The organism is Streptomyces sp. NPDC026522 (assembly GCF_055567555.1).
The window spans coordinates 38540-59387 of sequence record NZ_JBVHQF010000016.1 but is presented as its reverse complement, the minus strand read 5'-3'; the positions used below and the strand labels follow the sequence as shown (position 1 = coordinate 59387).

At 73.4% G+C, this 20848-nt stretch carries 21 protein-coding genes; 9 read left to right on the top strand and 12 right to left on the bottom strand.

Annotated features, from left to right (window positions below; genetic code table 11):
• The first annotated feature begins 10 nt into the window (after positions 1-10).
• Positions 11-907 carry a DUF4231 domain-containing protein gene (locus ACZ4M3_RS32355; RefSeq protein WP_467738712.1) on the top strand — a complete coding sequence of 299 codons (897 nt, stop codon included), beginning with the start codon at positions 11-13 and terminating at the stop codon, positions 905-907.
• 24 nt (positions 908-931) lie between these two features.
• Here ACZ4M3_RS32355 and ACZ4M3_RS32350 read toward each other — a convergent pair whose 3' ends face one another.
• From ACZ4M3_RS32350 to ACZ4M3_RS32335, 4 genes are all read right to left on the bottom strand, one after another.
• Positions 932-1411, bottom strand: coding sequence for an OTU domain-containing protein (locus ACZ4M3_RS32350; protein WP_467738710.1), 480 nt, complete (start codon positions 1409-1411; stop codon positions 932-934).
• 90 nt (positions 1412-1501) lie between these two features.
• Complete coding sequence (locus tag ACZ4M3_RS32345) at positions 1502-2383, bottom strand: S1 family peptidase (protein WP_467738708.1); 882 nt, start codon at positions 2381-2383, stop codon at positions 1502-1504.
• Positions 2384-2522: 139 nt separating this feature from the next.
• Positions 2523-3356, bottom strand: coding sequence for a DUF1684 domain-containing protein (locus tag ACZ4M3_RS32340; protein ID WP_467738706.1), 834 nt, complete (start codon positions 3354-3356; stop codon positions 2523-2525).
• Positions 3357-3435: 79 nt separating this feature from the next.
• Positions 3436-4569 (bottom strand): DUF5685 family protein, encoded by a 1134-nt coding sequence (locus ACZ4M3_RS32335; RefSeq protein WP_467738704.1) that lies wholly within the window; start codon positions 4567-4569, stop codon positions 3436-3438.
• A gap of 283 nt (positions 4570-4852) precedes the next feature.
• Between ACZ4M3_RS32335 and ACZ4M3_RS32330 the strand changes: the two genes are divergently transcribed.
• The gene (locus ACZ4M3_RS32330) at positions 4853-5314 is read left to right on the top strand and encodes a cell division protein SepF (RefSeq protein ID WP_136214944.1); all 462 of its coding nucleotides are present in this window, start codon (positions 4853-4855) and stop codon (positions 5312-5314) included.
• Between the two features lie 9 nt (positions 5315-5323).
• Here the strand turns inward: ACZ4M3_RS32330 and ACZ4M3_RS32325 are convergent, their stop codons facing one another.
• Together ACZ4M3_RS32325 and ACZ4M3_RS32320 are read right to left on the bottom strand one after the other, a co-directional pair.
• Positions 5324-6493, bottom strand: coding sequence for an acyl-CoA dehydrogenase family protein (locus tag ACZ4M3_RS32325; RefSeq protein WP_467738702.1), 1170 nt, complete (start codon positions 6491-6493; stop codon positions 5324-5326).
• A 103-nt stretch (positions 6494-6596) separates the two neighbouring features.
• Entirely contained in the window at positions 6597-8261 is a 1665-nt protein-coding gene (locus ACZ4M3_RS32320) for an MFS transporter (RefSeq protein WP_467738700.1), read from the bottom strand.
• A 281-nt stretch (positions 8262-8542) separates the two neighbouring features.
• On the opposite strand from ACZ4M3_RS32320, the gene ACZ4M3_RS32315 reads away from it, so the two are divergent.
• Positions 8543-9652 carry a mannosyltransferase family protein gene (locus tag ACZ4M3_RS32315; RefSeq protein ID WP_467738698.1) on the top strand — a complete coding sequence of 370 codons (1110 nt, stop codon included), beginning with the start codon at positions 8543-8545 and terminating at the stop codon, positions 9650-9652.
• Between the two features lie 239 nt (positions 9653-9891).
• Positions 9892-10929 (top strand): phosphatase PAP2 family protein, encoded by a 1038-nt coding sequence (locus ACZ4M3_RS32310; protein ID WP_467738696.1) that lies wholly within the window; start codon positions 9892-9894, stop codon positions 10927-10929.
• Between the two features lie 352 nt (positions 10930-11281).
• On the opposite strand, the gene ACZ4M3_RS32305 is transcribed toward ACZ4M3_RS32310, so the two are convergent.
• Positions 11282-12247, bottom strand: coding sequence for a helix-turn-helix transcriptional regulator (locus tag ACZ4M3_RS32305; protein ID WP_467738694.1), 966 nt, complete (start codon positions 12245-12247; stop codon positions 11282-11284).
• Positions 12248-12482: 235 nt separating this feature from the next.
• The gene (locus ACZ4M3_RS32300; protein WP_467738692.1) at positions 12483-13184 is read right to left on the bottom strand and encodes a LysM peptidoglycan-binding domain-containing protein; all 702 of its coding nucleotides are present in this window, start codon (positions 13182-13184) and stop codon (positions 12483-12485) included.
• 300 nt (positions 13185-13484) lie between these two features.
• Here ACZ4M3_RS32300 and ACZ4M3_RS32295 point away from each other — a divergent pair, with 300 nt between their 5' ends.
• Complete coding sequence (locus tag ACZ4M3_RS32295; protein ID WP_467738690.1) at positions 13485-14303, top strand: hypothetical protein; 819 nt, start codon at positions 13485-13487, stop codon at positions 14301-14303.
• A gap of 216 nt (positions 14304-14519) precedes the next feature.
• Entirely contained in the window at positions 14520-14927 is a 408-nt protein-coding gene (locus ACZ4M3_RS32290; RefSeq protein ID WP_467738688.1) for a hypothetical protein, read from the top strand.
• Between the two features lie 26 nt (positions 14928-14953).
• On the opposite strand, the gene der is transcribed toward ACZ4M3_RS32290, so the two are convergent.
• From der to ACZ4M3_RS32270, 4 genes are all read right to left on the bottom strand, one after another.
• Positions 14954-16417 (bottom strand): ribosome biogenesis GTPase Der, encoded by a 1464-nt coding sequence (gene der / locus ACZ4M3_RS32285; RefSeq protein WP_453355076.1) that lies wholly within the window; start codon positions 16415-16417, stop codon positions 14954-14956.
• A 75-nt stretch (positions 16418-16492) separates the two neighbouring features.
• Complete coding sequence (locus ACZ4M3_RS32280; RefSeq protein WP_467738856.1) at positions 16493-17080, bottom strand: lysophospholipid acyltransferase family protein; 588 nt, start codon at positions 17078-17080, stop codon at positions 16493-16495.
• Positions 17081-17136: 56 nt separating this feature from the next.
• Positions 17137-17844: a (d)CMP kinase gene (gene cmk, locus ACZ4M3_RS32275; protein WP_467738686.1), complete on the bottom strand. Its 708-nt coding sequence runs from the start codon at positions 17842-17844 to the stop codon at positions 17137-17139.
• Between the two features lie 184 nt (positions 17845-18028).
• Positions 18029-19117 carry a prephenate dehydrogenase gene (locus ACZ4M3_RS32270; protein WP_467738684.1) on the bottom strand — a complete coding sequence of 363 codons (1089 nt, stop codon included), beginning with the start codon at positions 19115-19117 and terminating at the stop codon, positions 18029-18031.
• Positions 19118-19214: 97 nt separating this feature from the next.
• Here ACZ4M3_RS32270 and ACZ4M3_RS32265 point away from each other — a divergent pair, with 97 nt between their 5' ends.
• The 3 genes from ACZ4M3_RS32265 (at position 19215) to ACZ4M3_RS32255 (ending at position 20848) form a co-directional block, all read left to right on the top strand.
• Complete coding sequence (locus ACZ4M3_RS32265; RefSeq protein ID WP_467738682.1) at positions 19215-19556, top strand: DUF952 domain-containing protein; 342 nt, start codon at positions 19215-19217, stop codon at positions 19554-19556.
• A gap of 98 nt (positions 19557-19654) precedes the next feature.
• On the top strand, positions 19655-20116 hold the full coding sequence (locus ACZ4M3_RS32260) for a Rieske (2Fe-2S) protein (protein WP_467738680.1): 462 nt from the start codon (positions 19655-19657) through the stop codon (positions 20114-20116).
• A 27-nt stretch (positions 20117-20143) separates the two neighbouring features.
• Positions 20144-20848: a nucleotidyltransferase domain-containing protein gene (locus ACZ4M3_RS32255; protein WP_467738678.1), complete on the top strand. Its 705-nt coding sequence runs from the start codon at positions 20144-20146 to the stop codon at positions 20846-20848.

Sequence of the window (20848 nt, the reverse complement as noted above, 5' to 3'; positions counted from 1 at the left end):
GAGCGACAGCATGACGTTCCGGAACGAGGACCTGCCGGCCCTCTTCCACCACACCGACCAGGCGGCGATCTCCCGGCAGCGGGAGTCCACCCGGGCCACGCGCCGGCAGCTGGTGCTGCTGGTCGCGGCCGCGGCGGCCGCCACCCTGCCCGCCGCGCCCGCGGCGGGCTCGCTGCACCTGTTCGGCGCGCTGAGCGCGCTGGCCTACGCCGGCGTGCTGGCGGTGGGCGTCCGGGCGACCCGGCGCCGGGCCCGGCCGCAGTGGCAGCTCAACCGGAGCGCGGCGGAGTTCATCAAGTCCCTGGCCTGGCGGTACGCGGTGCACGGGGCGCCGTTCGGCAGTGAGGTCAGCGCCCCCGAGGCGACGTACCGGACCCGGCTGGAGGCCGGCCTGGACGAGCTGCGCAAGATGGGCTGGGAGGACCCCCGGGCCGCGGGGCTGGTGCCGGAGGGCGGGGAGATCACCGGGGCGATGCAGCGGCTGCGGGGCCAGGGCTACCAGCTGCGCCGGGAGACGTACGTACGGGACCGGCTGATCGAGCAGCGCAACTGGTACCAGCGCAAGACGGAGGTGTCCCGGCGGGCGACGGCGCTGTGGTCGTGGACGATCGTGCTGCTGACCTGCCTGGCCCTGCTGTTCGCTGTGCTCGGCGCGGTCGGCTCGGGGCCGGGTCCGGCGCTGACGGCGCTGCTGAGCGCGGCCGCGGCGGCGGCGATCGCCTGGAACGAGGTCCGGCGCCACCATCCGCTGATCGAGGCGCACACGCTGATCGAACAGGACCTGTCGGCGATGATGGTGGTGATGCAGACGACGATCACCGAGTCGCAGTGGCCGAACGCGGTGTACGAGACGGAGCGGTACGTCTCTCCGCAGCACACGGACTGGCTGGCCCGGCACAGCAGTTGAACGCGGTTCCGGCCGGGGCGTGGCTCAGTCGCGGGTCACGCCCTCGCGCCAGATGACGGTGACGGGCTTGCCGAGCGCCCGGGCGTAGGCGACGATCTCGCCGGTGCCGCCGTGCCCGCGGGCCGGCTGCCCGTCCCAGACGGCGACCAGGCGGTCGCAGGACTCGGCGATGTAGGTGCCGGCGGCGTAGTACGCCTCGTCGGTGGAGCGGGCGAAGCCCATCCGCACTTCCTGGGCGGCCCGGTGCCTGAGCTGCCGGTAGCGGGCCAGGGCCGCGGCGTCCGCAAAATCGTGCTCGTAGTCCTCGCTGGGGATCACCACGGTGAGGTCGGCGCCGCATTCCAGGGCGATGCCGGCGAACAGCTGGTCCGCGCCCTCCGCGAGGCTGGAGAGCACCTCCAACGGCCCCTGGCGGCCGCACAGTACGCCCCGCAGGCCCTGCCTGACGTGTCCGAGCGCCTCGACGGGAATCGACCGGTGTCCGGTCACCCCGATGCGTTTCATACGGAAACCTGCCTCCCCCCGGAAACACGCACGCCCTGGACATCCTCCCAGAAGGCGGGAGGACGTCCAGGGGGCCGGAGGCCGGGTGGCTCAGTACACGCTGACGCCGTAGGCGTTGAGGGCTTCGACGACGGGCTGGAAGAAGGTGGTCCCGCCCGAGGAGCAGTTGCCGCTGCCGCCGGAGGTGAGGCCGACCGCGCGGCTGCCGGAGTAGAGCGGGCCGCCGCTGTCGCCGGGTTCGGCGCAGACGTTGGTCTTGATCATGCCGTAGACGATGTCGCCGTTGCCGTAGTTGACGGTGGCGTTGAGGCCGGTGACGGTGCCGCCGTGGATCCCGGTGGTGGAGCCGCGCCGGGTGACGGACATGCCGGTGGTGGCGTCGACGGCGCTGGTGATGTCCTGGCTGCCGACGGTGCCGGGCGGGACGGGCGAGTTGCTGGCGTACTTGATCAGGCCGTAGTCATTGGTCGGGAAACTGGAACCGACCGTGGTCCCGATGGTGCTGGAGTGCGAGGAGTTGGTCCACCAGGTGCCCGCGCCGTCGGTGCAGTGCCCGGCGGTGAGGATGTAGTAGGTGGACCCGCTCCTGACGTTGAAGCCGAGCGAGCAGCGCCAGCTGGACGCGTAGATGGCGTCGCCGCCGGAGAGCAGCTTCCGCAGCTTGCCCGCGGTGCGCTCGATCCGCAGGGCGGCGGCGTCGGCCCCGGCCTCGCGGCGGATCCGGGCGATGTCGGCAGCCGTGACGGTGGAGTCGGCGGTGACCACGAGGGTCCCGGTGGCGGGGTCGGTGTTCCAGGCCGTGCCGGCCACGTCGGCCCGCAGGACGGAGGCTTCGGCCGAGGCCAGCCGGTCGGCACTGAAGCCGCTGTCCTTGGTGTCCGCGCTGGCGGCGGTGGGCAGCGCGAGCGCGGCGACGGCAGCCGCGCCTACGGCGGCCGCGAGCAGCCTGGTACGGGTGATCTTGGTCCTCACTTCGTCCTCCCGGGTAAGGGATCGGGGCCCGGCGGCTGTGGGGGTGCCGGTGCCTGGGCGGGACCGGCCGGGGGCAGCGGGTGGATTCGCCGTGCCCCTGACAAGTCCCTAGAGAGACGCTGACGGGAGTGTCCTGGCGTCAGATTGCTGGAGCAAGGGCGGGTTTCGGCCGTCGCTCGCCCGCCGCGACCGCGAACGGCAAGGTGTTGCCCGGCGGGGGGAAGGGGCAGATGAAATGATCGGCGAAGGCACACGGCGGCAGCAGCGCCCGGTTGAAGTCGACGGTCACCGAGCGGTCCGCGGCGGGGGTTCCGGGCTTCAGGAAACGGAAGCGGTAACTGGAGTCACCGCTCGTGGCGTCGCCGAACACCGCCCAGAGGCTGCCGTCCTTGCGGTCCACCGCGACCTGGAGGGTGTGCTCAACGCCCCCGTGCACGAAGCTCAGCTCGCCGCCGAGGCCGAGCCCCCGGGTCCGCCCGTCGACGTTCTCGACCTGGACGCTCTGGTCCTCGCCGTAGGGGCGGAAGTGGCCCGCGAGCACGAAGTCGGGATCGTAGGGCCCGGCCTCGATGCCGCCGAAGGCACGGCGGGCGGCGGCGGCCGGGTCGTAGACGCGGACCGCCCACTCCCCCTCCCGCCGGATCACCACGAGGCGTACGTCCCCGGCGGCGACCCGCGCCTGCCCGGCCGGACCGTCGTCGGCGGCGAGCACGGCGTCACCCGTGAAGGGTTCGCCGTCGAGGCTGAGGCCGTCCCCGGACCCGGCGGTCAGGGCCACCCCGCCGTCGGTGGCGCGCCAGCGCCCCGGAACGGCCGGAATTCGACCGTCCGGGTAGTCGGCGAGCCAGTGCGTACCGGTCAGGGAGAGTGGTCCGTAAGGGGCGGACACGGTGGCCAGGCGGCGTTCGTGCCATTGCTTCCAGGCGGTGTCCGGGTCGTCCGCCGGGTAACCGCCCGCTTCGTGATCGCTCATGGCTCTCAGCCCTTCCACACGGGCGGTGGGGGGAACCTCCCGGTACTCCGTCCGGGCCTGCGCGTCACCTGACAGGCGGTCAGCAGCCGTCGCAGGGGCAGCAGCAGTCGCACCCGTCACAGCCGCCGCAGTCGCACCCTCCGCACCCACCGCAGTCACCGCAGTCGCAGTCGTCGCACCACGCGTCCCGCTTCTTGCGCGACCAAGGGCCCTCGTGATCGGTGCAGCACAGCCGGCACGTACAGAACAGCCCCACGGCCACCGCGCACCCCGCGAGCAGCCCGCGGCGCGGCTTGTTCGGGGGCGGGAGCGGCCCGCCGCCGTACCCGGCGGAGTCCGTGCCGGTGTGGGCGCAGCCGCCGGTCCCGAAGGCGCGGTCCACGGAGGTGCGCAGTTCGTGCACCAGCAGCCGGTGGGCGAGGCCCGCGTCGGCGAACTCCACCTCGCGCAGGGCGAGCCGGATGCCGTGGAGGGCGTCGTCGCACAGCCGCCGGGCCTCGCCGAGGGAGGTCCCGGTGGCCGTGAGGGGGTTCCAGGCGCCCGCCGCGGCGTCGGCGGCCCGGTCCTCCACGGCGTCCAGCAGGTGCGCGAGCCGCCCGAAGTAGCGGCCCGCCTCGGCGAGCGCCGCGGCGTTGCCTGGCCGTCCCGCGAGGATCGCGGTATGTGCGAAGGCCGCCGCGGTCGCGGTCTCCGTCGGCTCGGTGACCACCAGCACGGGCGTGCCGGGCCCGGCCAGGGCCTCGATGCCGCCCTGCCGGTCGACGGCGTCGACGAGCACCGCCGTGTCGAAGCCGAGCGAGGCCCCGGTACGGGCGCCGGCCCGGTCCCAGCCCCGGGCGACCTTGCGGGCGGCCGCCGCGATCGGGGCCCGCGCCAACAGCCCGTCCCGGTCGGCGACGTGGTCGCGGACCTTCGCGGAGGCCAGCACCAGGGAGACGGCGGCGGCGAGGCGGGCCCCCTCCCCCTCGGCCACCGAAGCGGTCCGCATCCCCCGCAGTGGACACGGCCCGGCGGTGCGCCGCGAGCCGGCGGCCGGACCGGACTGAGCCTCCGTCAGAACGGAGACCAGCAGCCCGTCGTAGTTGGTGACGATCCTGGCGAACTGGCCGTGGTCCCCCCGAAGTGCCAGGCACAGCCCGCACAGATGAGCCGTCCACTCGGCTTTGAACCGCTCCCCCAGCCGGTGCGTGCAAGGTCTGACGATGCCGAACAAGTGCGCTTCCCCCGTGTCATACGCGTGCCTGGCGGGCATGGTACCCAGCCCGGTCGTTCACCCGTACGCCCGCAGGGCTCACCCGTACGGCGTCCGCAGTCGTATTTTCACTCAGTCAGCAGCGGCAGGCGCTCGGAACCTTGACGGTGCAACGGATGTTCTGCACCAGTACCGTCACGAAACCCGTGCGCGCCGACTATCCACTTGGCGCGTTGTCAGCATCATGGACGACCATAGGGGCAGCGGAAGAGAAGACAACTGACCGCGGTGAAAGGAGGCGTCCATGGGTTCGGTGCGCAAGGCGAGTGCCTGGTTGGGTCTCGTGGAGGACAACGACGACGAGCGGTACTACGACGACGACTACGCGGAGGCCGTGGAGCGCCAGCACGGCGGCTCGGTGTCCGGCCCCGGGGACCAGTGGGTCACCGACCCCCGCGTCAAGGTGGCCTCGGAGTCCGCGGTCGAGCAGGGCCGGCGGATCGCGACCGTGACCCCCGACGGCTTCCGTGACGCGCGTGGAATCGGCGAGCTGTTCCGCGAGGGCGTCCCGGTGATCGTGAACCTGTCGTCCATGGAACCGGCCGACGCGAAGCGCGTGGTCGACTTCGCCGCCGGTCTGACCTTCGGGCTCCGCGGCTCGATCGAGCGGGTGGCGACCAGGGTCTTCCTGCTGACCCCGGCCGACACCCAGATCGTCAGCGGCGAAGCGGGCGGCCGGGCCCGCGACTTCTTCAACCAGAGCTGAGCAGGGCCCTTACCGGAAGGCGTCGAGCCCGGTGAGCGCCTTGCCCAGCACCAACTGGTGCATCTCGACGGTGCCCTCGTAGGTGAGGACCGATTCGAGGTTGGTGGCGTGCCGCATGACGGGGTATTCGAGCGAGATCCCGTTGGCGCCCAGGATGGTCCGCGCGGTGCGGCAGATCTCGATGGCCTCGCGGACGTTGTTGAGCTTGCCGAAACTGATCTGCTCCGGCCGCAGAGTGCCCGCGTCCATGCGCCGGCCCAGGTGGTGGGCGAGCAGGATGCCCTTGTGGAGTTCCAGCGCCATGTCGGCGAGCTTGGCCTGGGTCAACTGGAAGCCACCGATCGGCTTGCCGAACTGCTCCCGCGTCTTCGCGTAGTCGAGCGCGGCCTCGAAACTGGCCCGCGCCGCCCCCATGGCGCCCCAGACGATCCCGTACCGCGCGTGGCTGAGACAGCCCAGCGGCCCCTTGAGCCCGGTGACGCCGGGAAGCACCGCGTCCGCGGGCAGCCGTACGTCGTCCAGCACCAGCTCGCTGGTGACCGACGCGCGCAGCGACCACTTGTGCTTGATCTCCGGCGCGGCGAAACCGGCGCTGTCGGTGGGGACCGCGAAGCCGCGGATCCCCTCGTCGGTCTGCGCCCACACCACCGCGACGGACGCGACGCTGCCGTTGGTGATCCACATCTTGCGGCCGTTCAGCACCCAGTCGGTGCCGTCGCGCTTCGCGTAGGTGCGCATCGCCGCCGGATCGGAGCCGACGTCGGGCTCGGTCAGCCCGAAGCAGCCGATCAGTTCACCGGCCGCCATGCCGGGGAGCCAGCGCTGCTTCTGCTCCTCGGAGCCGTACTTCCAGATCGCGTACATGGCGAGGGAGCCCTGGACGGAGACCAGCGAGCGGATCCCGGAGTCGGCGGCCTCCAGCTCCAGGCAGACCAGCCCGTACTGCACGGCGCTGGCCCCGGCGCACCCGTAGCCCCGCAGCGACATCCCGAGCGCGCCGATCCCCCCGAGCTCCCGGGCCAGCTCCCGGATCCCGGGCAGCTCGGCGCGCTCGTACCAGTCGGCGATCTCCGGCAGCACCCGGTCCGCGGCCCAGCGGCGCACGGCGTCGCGGACGGCGAGGTCCTCGGGGCTCAGCAGCTCGTCGAGCCCGAGCGGATCGGTGGGTACGAAGGACACGTGGCCTCCCGGCGGCCTGGGGAAGAAACCTAGCGCCGCAAGTTTCTCCCCGGGCCGCCCGCATTTCCAGCCCCCACCGCAGCCCGCCGACGCGGGGCCCGGCTCAAGCCCGGCGCGCCGCCGAGCCGCACTCCGGCTGCGCGCCGGCCGGCCGGCCCTGCGCCGGCACCCGCGGCGGCTCCGCCGACGGCTCGCCGCACTCCATGACCCGCGGCAGCTTCAGCGCCATCACCGCCCCCGCGAACAGCAGTCCCGCGCTCACCACCAGCGTCACGTGCAGCCCGTGCACGAAGGAGTGCCGGGCCGCCGCGTGCAGCGACTCCCCCGCCGCGCCGCCGAGGCGGGCCGCGATCTGGTACGCCTCGCCCAGCGAATGCGCCGCGTTCGCCGAATCGGCGCCCGACACCCCTGGTACGTGCGCCAGCCCCGGCGCGTACGCCGCGTTCATCACGCTCCCCAGCAGCGCGATGCCCATGCCCGCGCCGAGCTGGTACGAGGTCTCCCCTATCGAGGCCGCCCCGCCCGCCTTGGCCGCGGGCACCTCGTTGAGCATGGATTCGTACGCCGCGAACAGCGTCGTCTGGAGCCCGAAGCCGAGCAGCACGAACCCGACGGTCAGCAGCACCGGCCGGTCCTGCTGCCCCATCAGGGTCAGCAGCAGCACCGCGCAGGCGGTGAGCACGAAGCCCAGCGAGACCATCGTGCGCGGCCCGATCCGCTGGAGGGTGTACGAACCGGTCGCGCCCGCGGCCATGGCGGCGAAGGTCAGCGGCAGCAGCCGCAGGCCCGTCCGCAGCGGGCTCAGGTGCAGCACCAGCTGGAGGTACTGGACGGCGATCAGCTCCAGGCCGACCAGCGCCAGCATGGCCAGCACGATGCAGCCGACGGACGTCGAGAAGGCGGCGCGGGAGAACATCCGCATGTCGATCAGCGGGTGTTCGCGCCGTTTCTGGCGCCGCACGAACAGCACGAGCAGCGCCACGCCGAGCACCAGCGGCAGCAGCGCCTGCGCGTCGGCGAGGTCCCGCTCCGCACCGAGCCGCTTGACCCCGAGCACCGCCCCGAGCACGCCGACGGCCGCCATCAGCGCGCCCAGTACGTCCCACGGCCCGTCGGCGGAACCCTTCGACTCCGGCAGCAGCCAGCGGCCCACCGGAAGGATCAACGCCATCAGCGGGATGTTGATGAGGAAGACCGAACCCCACCAGAAGTGCTGTACGAGGAACCCGCCGAGCACCGGCCCGCTCGCCGCTCCGATCGCGGCGACGGCGGTCCATATCCCGATGGCGAGCGCCCGCTCGCGCCGGTCGGGGAAGACCTGGCGCAGGATCGACAGGGTGGCGGGCATGATCATCGCCCCGCCGACGCCGAGCAGGGCGCGTGCGGCGATCAGCACCTGCGCGTTGTCGGCGAGGGCGGCGATCGCGGAGGCGACGCCGAAGAGTGCGTAGCCGAACAGGAGTATCCGGCGGCGTCCGACCCGGTCGCCGAGGGTTCCGAAGAGGATCAGCAGCGCCGCGCACACCAGCGGGTAGGCGTCGACGATCCACAGGAGTTCCATCGCGCCGGGACGCAGGTCCTCGGTGACGGAGGGGACGGCGACGTGCAGGATCGTCGCGTCGAGCGCGACCAGGACGAGGCTCACGCACAGCACGCCCAGCACCAGCCAGCGGTTGGTCCCGCCGGAGCAGGCGCTGATCCGCTGCCAGGGAGAGGCGGGGGGAACCGGAGTGCGCTCACCGTCGCCGGTCGTGTTCGTCCCCGACATGCATGTACCTCCCAGGTGATCCCTCGCACTCGGCGGACCAGCGTCTTGTGGAGCCGCGGAGGGTGGTGCGCTTGCGGCGTCCTGCGGGGTCCGGCATCGACTCGCGCGAGTGAAGGGTCAGCGTACGCGAGTTCGCCTGTCCGACACGTGGTCAAGCTCTCATCGTCGTGACGGCCCCCGTGTGGCGTGTGCCACTCCCCCTTTCCCCCTCGGTGCACGCACGGCGGCCGCCCGTGGTTCCGGTCCGTGATGCGGGAACGGCGGCGTCGATAATCGTGCCCGTGAAAGATCTCGTACTGCGTCGGGCCGCGCCCGCGCTGATCGCCTTCGCGGCGATCCGGCTGCTCGGGCTGGCCGCGCTCGCCGCGTGGGGCGCGGCGGCCGGCAGCAGCCCGCACACCTTGCTCTCGGCGCGCTGGGATTCGCTCTGGTACGCCCGCATCGCCGCCGAGGGCTACGGGTACGAGGTTGCCCTGCCGAACGGCGCCGTCCACTCCAACCTGGCGTTCTTCCCGCTGCTGCCCTGGCTGGAGCGGCTCGTCGCCGCGCCCACCGGGCTGTCGTACGGCTCCGCGGGCCTGGTGGTGTCGGTGGTGGCGGGCTTCGCGGCGGCCTGGGGGATCTTCGCCGTCGCCTGCCTCCTCTACGGTCGCCGGGCCGGGGTGGTGGCCGTGGCGCTCTGGGCGGCGCTGCCCGTCGCCGTCGTGCAGTCCATGGCGTACAGCGAATCGCTGTTCACCGCGCTGGCCGCCTGGGCGCTGTACGGGGTGCTGCGCGGGCGGTGGCTGACGGCGGGCCTGCTCGCGGCCGGGGCGGGGCTGACCCGCCCGGTCGGCGCGGCCGTGGTCGCGGCGGTGTGGGTGGCGGTCGCACTGGCCTGGCGGCGCGGGGAGCGGTCCTGGCGGATGGCGGCGGCGGCGCTGCTGGCCCCGGCGGGCGCGGCGGCGTACGTCCTGTGGGTCGGCGCGCGCACGGGCACCGGGCTACTCGGCTACCTGGACGTACAGGCCGGCTGGGGGAACGGCTTCGACGGGGGCTGGGCCTTCGCCCGGTTCATCGGGGCCCGCCTGGCGTCGCCGGCCTTCGCGGCCGGGGCGGGGCTGATCGCCGGGGTCGTACTGGTGCTGTGGCTGTACGGGCTGTGCGTGCGCGGGCGCCAGCCCGCGGCGCTGCTGGTGTACTGCGGGATCGTGGTGGCGCTGGCGCTGTGCGCGTCCGGGTACTTCGGCTCCAAGCCCCGGCTGCTGCTGCCCGCCTTCCCGTTGCTGCTGCCCGTCGCGGTGGCGCTGGCGAAGTGGCGGACGGGGCGGGCGGCCGCCGTCGTGGGGGCGCTGGCCCTGGTGTCGGCGGTGTACGGGGCCTTCTGGCTGAACGGGTCGGGTCCCCCGTAAGAGCCGGACGCCGGTGGGGTGATCACGGAATGGATCATTCCGATCCATGTTTGAGCAAAGTGATTGAGCGGCGGCAATAAACGGCGAGTAAGTGTGCGGATAATTGCCGCGCGGGAGTTCCAACCGCAGTCGAAATAGCGGGAATTAAGGCCCGCGTGAGACCAACTCCACATCACATGGTCATCACAAAGCCCGCGATTCGCCCGGGCCGCCCTTCGGCGCGCGGTAACGTCGATTGAGTGCGTACCGACCAAATGCTGACCCGTCTGGAGCGGGTCTTCGCCCGGCTGGACCGGGAACCAGAGCGACCGGCCCATCTGCAAACTCCGCGGATGAGCCGGCATCGCGTCGTGCTCCTGGCATCGACACTCGTCTTCTACATCGCGATCGTGGTGGCGGTGCTGACCACGTCCTGGCTGGTCCGGCTGGACTGGCAGATCATGTTCTTCCGGCCCTACGAACAGTGGCCGCAGCTGCACGCCTTCCTCGACTACCTCGTGGTCCTGGGCCAGCGCGGGCCCACCGCCGTCATGGTCGCGGCCTGGCTGGGCTGGCGCTCCTGGCGCCAGCACACGCTCCGCCCGCTGATCACGCTCGGCGTCGCACTGCTGCTGCTGAACATCACCGTCGGCTCCGTGAAGCTCGGCCTCGGGCGGCTCGGTCCGCACTACGCCACCCAGATCGGCTCCGCCGAGCTCTTCGCCGGCGGCGATATATTCCCTTCCGGTCACACCGCCAACGCCGTCGTCACCTGGGGAATCCTGGCCTACCTGGCCTCCACCGTGGTCACCCGCCGGGTGCTGTCGCTGGTGTCGGCCGTCGTCTCGCTGAGCGTCGGCGCCACCACCGTCTACCTCGGCACCCACTGGGTCAGCGACGTACTGCTCGGCTGGTCCGCCGGCCTGCTGGTGCTGCTCGCCCTGCCGTGGTTCGAGCCGCTGATCGCCCGCTCCGAGGCCTATGTCTTCGAGGTGCGGGAGCGGCTGCGCAACCGCCTGGAGGAGGGGCAGGTGTCCGAGCCGGTCGCCGCCGCGCTCGTCCCGCTGGTCTCCGCGGGCGGCAAGTGGCAGCTGCGGCGCACCGCCGACGCGGCCGCCGGGGCAGGGTCGTCCGGCGGCCGCGCCGCCGCGGCGCGGCCCGTCCCGCACGCCGCCGCCCGGCCGCACGTCATCCGGTCCGAGCGCACCCCGGTCACCCCGGCCGGCAGCCGCCGTCCGGCGCACACCGAGCGGGCCGGCGCCCGGAGCACCGCGGCCCGCCCGGTCGCGGGCGGCTGAGCCGCCCGGGCCCCGCGGGACGGTACGCACAGCCACCCCGCAGCACGGCGCCGCGACGGCGGGCCGGTTCACCGAACCGGCCCGCCGTTGTCGTTGATATGCCCGGTCCGTCAGCGCGACGCCCGGACGTTCCTCCGTACCGGGTCACGCTTGTGTCACGGATTGTCGACAGTTTCTTGCCGACGTCCCTTCGGCCGGGCGCCTCGTCCGGGGCCGGAAATACGCGGGCCCGCAAGGTGATTCCCGGGTGTGCGCAAGACGCTTTTGGAATTCCTCCGACGGCCGTCGGATCCGGCCCAATCCGCGCCGGGAATTCCGCCGCGCGGCCGCGGCTGAGCCCCCATCAGTTTCCTTACATTTCCTTCACCGAACGGTCGAGAAGGTCCCGCAGGCGCCGGATCCGCTCGGTCAGCTCCACCGGCTCGACCACCTCGAACTCACAGCCGAGCAGCATGAGGTGAATCACCAGGACGTCGAGGTTCACCGCCCCGGTGCGCAGCAGGCAGCTCCGCGCGTCGACCGGCTCCAGGGTCCCGTCGCTCGGCCCGACGGTCAGCGCGGCCTGCTCCGCCGACACCTTGAGCCGCACCAGTGCCCGCGCCGCGTACGCGCGCTCGGACACGCCCTGGGAGACGTACGCGGCGAGGTCCGCGGCGGGCGGCGGGCGGGGGGTGAAGCGGGGGCCGTGCGGGGGCCGGGGGTCGATCCGGTCGGCGCGGAAGGTCCGCCAGTCCTCCCGGCCGAGGTCCCAGGCGACGAGGTACCAGCGCCGCTCGGTGCACACCAGCCGGTGCGGTTCGACCGTGCGGCGGGTGACGGCCCCGTCGTGGTCGCGGTAGTCGAAGCGCAGCCGCTCGCTGTCCCGGCAGACGGCGGCGAGCCCGGTGATCACGGCGGGGTCGACGGTGGGGCCCTGCGGCCCCCGCAGCATCGGCACGGTGAACTCGTTCAGCGCGGCGACCCTTCGGCGCAGCCGGGCCGGCAGCACCTGCTCCAGCTTGGCCAGGGCCCGTACGGAGGACTCCCCGATCCCCTCGACGCCGTTCCCGGCGGCGGTGCGCAGGCCCACGGCCACCGCGACGGCCTCGTCGTCGTCGAGCAGCAGCGGCGGCAGCTCGGCCCCGGCCCCGAGCTGGTACCCGCCGCCGGTGCCGGGGCTGGCGGTCACCGGGTACCCGAGCTCCCGCAGCCGTTCGACGTCGCGCCGTACGGTCCGCGGGGTCACCCCGAGCCGCTCGGCCAGCGCGGCCCCGGTCCACTCCCGGTGAGCCTGCAACAGCGACAACAGTCGCAACAACCGCGCGGAGGTCTCAAGCATCCCCAAAGTATCCCGCCGCCCCTCCACCCCCACCGGTCAGCCCTGCCCTCCCCACCCCCGCGGCACCACCACTCCAGCCCCGCCGACCCACTCCAGCCCCGCCGGCGTTTGACGCGGCTCTTCCAGCCCCGCCGGCGTTTGACGCGGCTCCTCCAGCCCCGCCGGCGTTTGACGCGGCATTTCCAGCCCCGCCGGCGTTTGAGGCGCGGGCCCGGGCGGAGCCCGGGTCCGGACGTCAGCGCGGCGCCGCCCCCGCCGACCCCGCCCCACTCGCCGAAGACACCGGCACCGGCACCGGCGAAGCCACCGGCACCGGCACCGGCGGAGCCACCGGCGAAGCCACCGGCGAAGCCACCGGCAGCACCAGCATCGTCCCCGCCGCCACCGCCTCCGGCCGCCCCCCGAGCACCTCCCGATTCGCCTCGTAAAGCGCCCGCCAACCCCCCGCCACCTTCCGCCGCCGCGCGATCGAGTCCAGCGACTCCCCCTCCCGCACCACGTGCATCCGCCCCGCCAGCCCGTACCGCTTCGAACACACCGGCCACGCCTCCCACCCCTGTGTGCCCAGCACCTCCTCCCCCACCCTGATCTGCTGCTCCCGGCGCGCCAGATCGGCCCGCGGCGCGAAGGCGAGCCCCCCGTGCCCTTCCCAGGTCGGCTGCCGGAACTGGAGCCCCCCGTAGAACCCGTTGCCCGTGTTGACCGACCAGCGCCCACTGCTCTCGCAGTCCGCCACGCAGTCCCAGGGCCACTCCCCACCCGGCCCGCAGTCCCCCGGCCCGCGCCCGATCACCCCGGGCGACCCGGGATGCGCCGCCCCCGCGGGCCCGGGCGCCGGCGGCGGCGGAGCCGCGGTCGCGCAGGAGGGGAGTACGAACACCAGCGCGGCGGCGGTCACGGCCGCCGAGGCGGCCCACCGGGTCCGGAGGTTGGGCATCGGGCCACGCTACGCACGCCCCCGGCCCCGGCCCGCCCCGCCACGCGGCGCACCCCCGCGCCCCACCCGGACGGCCGACCCGCCACCCACCCCGCGAAACGGCCAGCTTCTACCACCAACTGGACCCAACCGAGCCACAGTTGTCACAAACCCGAAGCGCCCAGGAGGCCGTTCACCCTCCCGGGTGGCCGGTTCGATTCCGTTCCCTCAAACGGCGTGACCCCGCGCACCGCTCCCGCGTTGTGCCCGGCGAGCCGGGAACCCCCCGGCGCCCGCTCGCCTAGTCCGAGGAGCCACCCCGTGCCGCGCATGCTCGACGTCAGTGATGAGGTACGTGCCGAGATCGGTGACGAAGAAGCCGACAGGCTGCTCGTCGGCGACGACGCGCCGGGCAGTTACGACTGCACCTCCTGCCGCACCCCCGGGGACCCCGAGCGCGAACCCACCAGCACGGTGCTGTTCGTCGGCGAGGAGACCGCGGTGCTCGCCTTCGCGCACGCCAACTGCATCCCCTCGCAGGTCGTCTCCGTCTCCGAGGAGCAGCTCCAGGGCGCCGTCCGCTCCATCACGGGCGACAGTCCGGCACCGGCCGCCGCCCCGCCCGCGGCCGGCGGCGAGCCGCAGGCCGTGCCCGGCGGGCAGGCCGTCCTCGGGATCACCAGCGGCCTGGTCCTGATCGGCGGCGAGCTGCACCCCGCGCTGGTGGTCGAGCCGACCGCGCCGATCGCCCGGCCCGGCTCCACCGGCCCCGGCGACGACTTCCTGCCGCTCCTCATCGAGCAGGGCTTCATCCCGGTCACCGACACCAGCGAGCTGCCCTCCCCGCTGCACGGCTGGTCGGTGCTGCTCGCCGCCGGTCAGCTGCACGCGGTGCTCCAGCCCGGCCCGCAGGGCGGCAGCCCGATCCACTGGTGGCAGGCGCACCAGGCGCTCTCCGTCACCGACGGCTGGCGGGCCGCCGTCAACAAGACCCAGCGCGTCCTCGTCTACGCCGCCCCGGTCGGCTCCATCGGCCAGCAGCCCCGCGAGGACCTGCTCCGCGACGCCCTCGACAAGGCCGCGGCCGACGGCCAGCTGGTCGCCGCCTCGATGCCGCTGGCCGGTACGCCGGGCGCCTGACGCACGCCCTGACGCCCCCGCCCGGCACCCGCCGCAACGGCCGTCCGGCCCCTCTCCCCAGGGGCCGGGCGGCCGTTGCGGCGTGCCGGCACCCCGGCGGCGAGCCGCGTTTTCGCCCCGGTCAGGCCGCATCCGCAGGGCTTCGGGTTCGTTGGCTGATACGTGCATTCATACGACCCCACCCGCGCCCCGTCCTTTCCGAGCAGCGTCCCCCAGATGCGCCCGTCCCGGGACACCGCTCCGGCCGCCTCGCACACCCCGATCTACGACCTGCTGTACTCGGAGTACCTGCGCGCCTTCCGGGCGCTCCCCGGCGACCGTACGGGCGAGGAGGACCTGGGCTTCACCTCGTTCTCCTACGGCGGCACCTCCACCGGCATCGCGTACACCGGCGGGGGCGGCGGCTCGTACGGCAGCGGCTGGACCCGTTCCTCCTGGCAGCCGGCGGACGCCTGGCAGCCCGCGTACGCCCCGGCGCCCCAGCCGCTGCCGCAGCCCGCGTACGCGTACGCGGGGAGCACGGGCAGCGGCAACTACGAGGCCAACGGCAGCGGGCGGCAGTACCAGACCGGGATGCACCACATCCCGGCGGCCCTGCCGCCCGCTCCGCGCCGGGGCTACTGACCCCGGCGGCACGTCACCTCGTACGCCTACTTCTTCTTCTTGTACTGCGCACCGCGCTTCTCGCGCACCCGCACCGAGATGTGCAGCGGGGTGCCCTCGAAGCCGAACTCCTCGCGCAAGCGGCGCTCGATGAAGCGCCGGTAGCCGTGCTCCAGGAAGCCGGAGGCGAAGAGGACGAACCGCGGCGGCTTGCTGCCCGCCTGGGTGCCGAACAGGATGCGGGGCTGCTTGCCGCCGCGGATCGGGTGCGGGTGCGCCGCGACGACCTCGCCGAGGAAGGCGTTCAGCCGGCCGGTGGGGACGCGCGTCTCCCAGCCGGCGAGGGCGGTCTCGATCGCCGGGACCAGCTTCTCCATGTGGCGGCCGGTGAGCGCCGAGACGTTCACCCGGGGCGCCCAGGAGACCTGCTGCATCTCGGTCTCGATCTCGCGCTCGAGGTAGTAGCGGCGCTCCTCGTCGAGCTCGTCCCACTTGTTGTACGCGATCACGATGGCACGGCCGGCCTCGACGGCCATGGTGATGATGCGCTGGTCCTGGACGCTGATGGTCTCGGTCGAGTCGATCAGGATGACCGCGACCTCCGCCTTCTCGACGGCGGCGGCCGTGCGCAGCGAGGCGTAGTAGTCGGCGCCCTGCTGGAGGTGGACCTTCTTGCGGATGCCGGCGGTGTCGACGAACTTCCAGGTCACGCCGCCGAGCTGGATCAGCTCGTCGACCGGGTCGCGGGTGGTGCCGGCCAGTTCGTTGACGACGACGCGGTCCTCCTTGGCGACCTTGTTCAGGAGGGAGGACTTGCCGACGTTGGGGCGGCCGATCAGCGCGATGCGGCGCGGTCCGCCGAGCGGGGCGGCGCCGAAGGTCTGGGCGGGCGCCTCGGGCAGCGCGTCGAGGACGGCGTCGAGCATGTCGCCCGTGCCGCGGCCGTGCAGGGAGGACACCGGGTGCGGCAGGCCGAGGCCGAGGGACCACAGGGAGGCGGCGTCGGATTCGCCGCTCAGGCCGTCGACCTTGTTGGCGCACAGCACGACGGGCTTGCCGGCCCGGCGCAGCAGCTTGACGACGGCCTCGTCGCTGTCGGTGGCGCCGACCTTGGCGTCCACGACGAAGACGACCGCGTCGGCGGTCTCGATGGCGTACTCGGCCTGGGCGGCCACGGCCGCGTCGATGCCGAGGACGTCCTGCTCCCAGCCGCCGGTGTCGACGACCTTGAACCGGCGGCCGGCCCATTCGGCCTCGTACGTGACGCGGTCGCGGGTGACGCCGGGCTTGTCCTCGACGACCGCCTCGCGACGGCCGATGATGCGGTTCACCAGGGTCGACTTGCCGACGTTCGGGCGGCCGACGACGGCGAGGACGGGGAGCGGGCCGTGGCCGGCCTCCTCGATCGCGCCTTCGACGTCTTCGAGGTCGAAGCCTTCCTCCGCGGCGAGCTCCATGAACTCCGCGTACTCGGCGTCGCCAAGTGCTCCGTGGTCGTGCTGGTCGTTCATGAAGTCCGTTCCTCGTCGTCCGTGGTGGTCGGTGGCAACCGCGCAGCGCGGTTCCACTACTAGGTCAAGTCTCGCTCAGCGCCCGGTGAGGCGCTTGGCGTCGGCCAGGTGGGCGGTCAGCCGGTCCTGGATGCGTACGGTGGCCCCGTCCAGCGCGGTGCGCGTGCGGCGGCCGGTGCCGTCCCCGGCGTCGAAGGCGGAGCCGAAGACGACGTCCACCCGGCTCTTGAAGGCGGGGAGTCCCTTCACCAGCCTGCCGCGGCTCTCGGTGCTGCCGAGGACGGCGACAGGCACGATGGGCGCGCCGCTGCGGACCGCGAAGTACGCGAGCCCGGCGCGGAGCGAGGCGAAGTCGCCGTCACCGCGGGTGCCCTCGGGGAAGATCCCGAGCGCGCCGCCGTTCTCCAGGACGCCGAGGGCGCGGCTGACGGCGGTCCGGTCGGTCCCGGTCCGGTCCACCTTCACCTGCCCGATCCCGTCCAGGAAGGGGCCGAGGGGGCCGACGTACGCTTCCTTCTTGATCAGGAAGTGCAGCGGCCGCGGCGCGGTGCCCATGACCATGGGGCCGTCTATGTTGTGGGAGTGATTCACGGCGAGGATCACGGGGCCCGTGGCGGGCACCCGCCAAGCGCCCAGTACGCGCGGCTTCCACAGCCCGTACATCAGGCCGATGCCGATCCGCCGCCCGACCGCCGCACCCTTGAGGGAGGGCGTATCGCTCACCTGCGTACCGCCCGCTTCTCTTCCACCAGGGTGACAACGCACTCGATGACCTGCTCCAGCGTCAGCTCGGTGGTGTCCACCTCGACGGCGTCGGCGGCCTTGGCGAGCGGGGAGGTCTTGCGTCCGGAGTCGGCCGCGTCCCGCTTGATCAGGGCTTCCTTGGTCGCCGCGAGGTCCGTGGCCCCCTTGCCGAGCAGCTCGCCGTTGCGGCGGGCGGCCCGGGCTTCGGCGGAGGCGGTGAGGAAGACCTTGAGGTCGGCGCCGGGCAAGACGGTGGTCCCGATGTCCCGGCCCTCGACGACGATGCCGTCGGCGTTCTGGGCGGCCTCGGCCGCGATGGAGCGCTGGAGGTCGGTGATCAGGGTGCGCACCTCGGGTACGGCGCTGACGGCGCTGACCTTGGAGGTGACCTCCTGGGTGCGGATCGGGCCGGCGGCGTCGAGGCCGTCGACCGTGATCGTGGGCGCGCTCGGGTCCGTGCCGGACACGATGGCGGGCTTGCCGGCCGCGAGGGCGATCGCCTGCGGGTCGTCGGTGTCGACGCCGTTGGTGATCATCCACCAGGTGATGGCCCGGTACTGGGCACCGGTGTCCAGGTAGCGCAGGCCGAGCTTGGCGGCCACGGCCTTGGACGTGCTGGACTTGCCCGTGCCGGAGGGACCGTCGATGGCGACGATCACGGCGGCCGGAGCTGCGGTTTCCACGGTGCGGGCACCTTCCTGGTTGCGCGTACGTGTCCGGGCGCGCCAAGAGCGCCCCTCCTCCAGGTTACCGGGCATTTCCAGCGCCCCCACCGCCCGGCCGGAGCCCGGCCTCCCGGACGGCGCCCCACGGGCCCCGGGCGGCCCGGGCGCCGCTGCCGGCCCGTGCCCTACCGCCGGCCGTGCCCTACTGCTGGCGCAGCGCCCAGCCGCGCTCGCGCAGCTCGGCCTCCAGGCCGGGGACGGCGCGCGGCTCCACCATCAGCTGCACCAGGCCCGCCTGCTGGCCCGTCGCGTGCTCGATCCGTACGTCCTCGATGTTGACCCCGGCCCGGCCCGCGTCCGCGAAGATCCGCGCCAGCTCGCCCGGGCGGTCGCTGATGAACACGCCGACCGTCTCGTACGCCATGGGCGCCGCCCCGTGCTTGCCCGGGACCCGGACCCGGCCGGCGTTGCCCCGCTTCAGCACGTCCTCGATGCCGGCGGCGCCGCCGCGCCGCTCGGCCTCGTCGCCGGACTGGAGTCCGCGCAGGGCCTCCACCGTCTCGGCCAGGTCGGCGGCGATCCCGGCGAGCACGTCGGCGACCGGACCGGGGTTGGCGGACAGGATCTCCACCCACATCCGCGGGTCGGAGGCCGCGATCCGGGTCACGTCCCGGATGCCCTGTCCGCAGAGCCGGACCGCCGTCTCGTCCGCCTCCTCCAGCCGCGCCGCCACCATGCTCGACACCAGCTGCGGGGTGTGCGAGACCAGCGCCACCGCCCGGTCGTGCGCGTCCGCGTCCATCACCACCGGGACGGCCCGGCACAGGGCCACCAGCTCCAGCGCCAGGTTCAGCACCTCGTGGTCGGTGTCCCGGGTCGGGGTGAGCACCCAGGGCCGGCCCTCGAACAGGTCCGCCGTCGCCGCGAGGGGGCCCGAGCGCTCCTTGCCGGCCATCGGGTGGGTGCCGATGTACGCCGACGCGTCCACGCCGAGCGCGGTCAGCTCCCGCCGGGGTCCGCCCTTGACGCTCGCGACGTCCACGTACGCCCGGGCGAGGCCGCGCCCGATCGCGTCGGCCAGCGCCGCCGCGACGTGCGCGGGCGGTACGGCCACGATCGCGAGGTCGACCGTGCCTTCGAGGGGCTCGTCGGTGCCGGCGCCCAGCGCCGCGGCCGTCCGGGCCTGCGCCGGATCGTGGTCGACGAGGTGGACGGTGATCCCCCGGGCGGTCAGGGCGAGCGCCGCGGAGGTGCCGATCAGTCCGGTTCCGATGACGACGGCGGTTCTCACGGGGCGCTCCAGGGTGATCGCATGACTTCGGGCCTGACTCAGGGTAGCCAGCCCCGGGCGGCCGGGGTCCGCCGCCCGCTGCGGTAGAACGGGCGGCATGATCTTCCACATCGTCCCGCTCGCCGACTGGACCGCCGCGCCCGATCTGCCGTACGCCCCGCCCTCGCTCGCCGCGGAGGGGTTCGTGCACTGCTCGGCGGACCGCGCGACCGCCCTCGCGATCGTCGAGTCCCATTACCGGGAGACGCCCGGGACCCTGCTGGCCGTGGAGCTCGACGAGGGCGCGCTGCTCCCGGAGGTCCGCCGTGCGGGTGAATCCGGCGGCCGCTATCCGCACGTCCACGGACCGTTGAACCGGGACGCGGTGGGCCGCGTGTGGGAAGTCGTACGCACACCAGGCCGTCCCGCCTCACTGGCCCCATGGCGGCCGGGAATCTGAGGGCGGGGCGGACAGCATGGCGCGGCGGGCTTCTCCTGGGGGCCGGCGCACGCCAGGATGCTGCTCGCCCAGCGGCCACGAAGCGAGGAGAACGTTCCATGAGCGACCCCACACCCACCGCCCGTCGCACCGTTCTGGCGGCGGGGGCAGTGGTCCTGGCCGGCGGCGCATTGGCCGCCTGCGGCAGTGCGGACAAGCCGAAGGACCAGGCCCCCAGCTCCCCGGCCGGCGATGGCGGCGCCTCGCCCACGCCCTCCTCGGGAGGCGCCGCCAAGCCCCTGCTGAAGTCCTCCGACGTACCCGTCGGGGGCGGGAGGATCCTGAAGGCCGAGAAGCTGGTGGTCACCCAGCCGACGGCAGGCTCCTTCCGCTGCTTCTCGGCGGTGTGCACGCACGAGGGCTGCATCGTGGGCACGGTGCAGAGCGGCACCATCGACTGCCCCTGCCACGGCAGCAAGTTCCAGATCGCCGACGGCGCGGTGGCGCACGGCCCCGCCACCCGGCCGCTCCCGGAAAAGCAGATCACCGTGGCCCCGGACGGCAATATCTCCCTCGCGTAGGGGGCCGCGCCCGCCTACGCTCCGGGGATGAACGAGGCGACCACACCCGAGGAGACCCGTCTCGCCCTCGTACGCGACCACACCGTCTACGCGTGCGTCATGGGCTCCCGGGCGTTCGGCCTGGCGACGGAGGCGAGCGACACCGACCGGCGCGGTGTCTACCTCGCCCCGACGCCGCTGTTCTGGCGGTTCGAGAAGCCGCCCACCCATGTGGAGGGGCCCCGGGACGAGGAGTTCTCCTGGGAGCTGGAACGCTTCTGCGAGCTCGCCCTGCGCGCCAATCCGAACGTCCTGGAGTGCCTGCACTCCCCGCTGGTGGAGCGGCTCACCCCGGTGGGCGAGGAGCTCCGCTCCCTGCGCCCGGCCTTCCTCTCCCGCCAGGCCCACACCAGCTTCACCCGCTATGCCGCGAGCCAGCACCGCAAACTCCTCGCGGACGTCCGGATCCACGGCGCCCCGCGCTGGAAGCACGCCATGCACCTGCTGCGCCTGCTCCTGTCCTGCCGCGACCTGCTGCGCACGGGCCGGCTGACGATCGACGTGACCCCGCACCGCGACCGGCTCCTCGCGGTCAGGCGCGGCGAGCTGAGTTGGGCCGAGACCGATGCCTGGATGTCCCGCCTCACGCAGGAGTGCGAGTCCGCCCTGCCCACCAGCCCGCTTCCGGCCGGGCCGGACACCGCCCGGGTGGCGGACTTCCTGCACCGCGCCCGCCGCGCGTCGGCCGGTTAG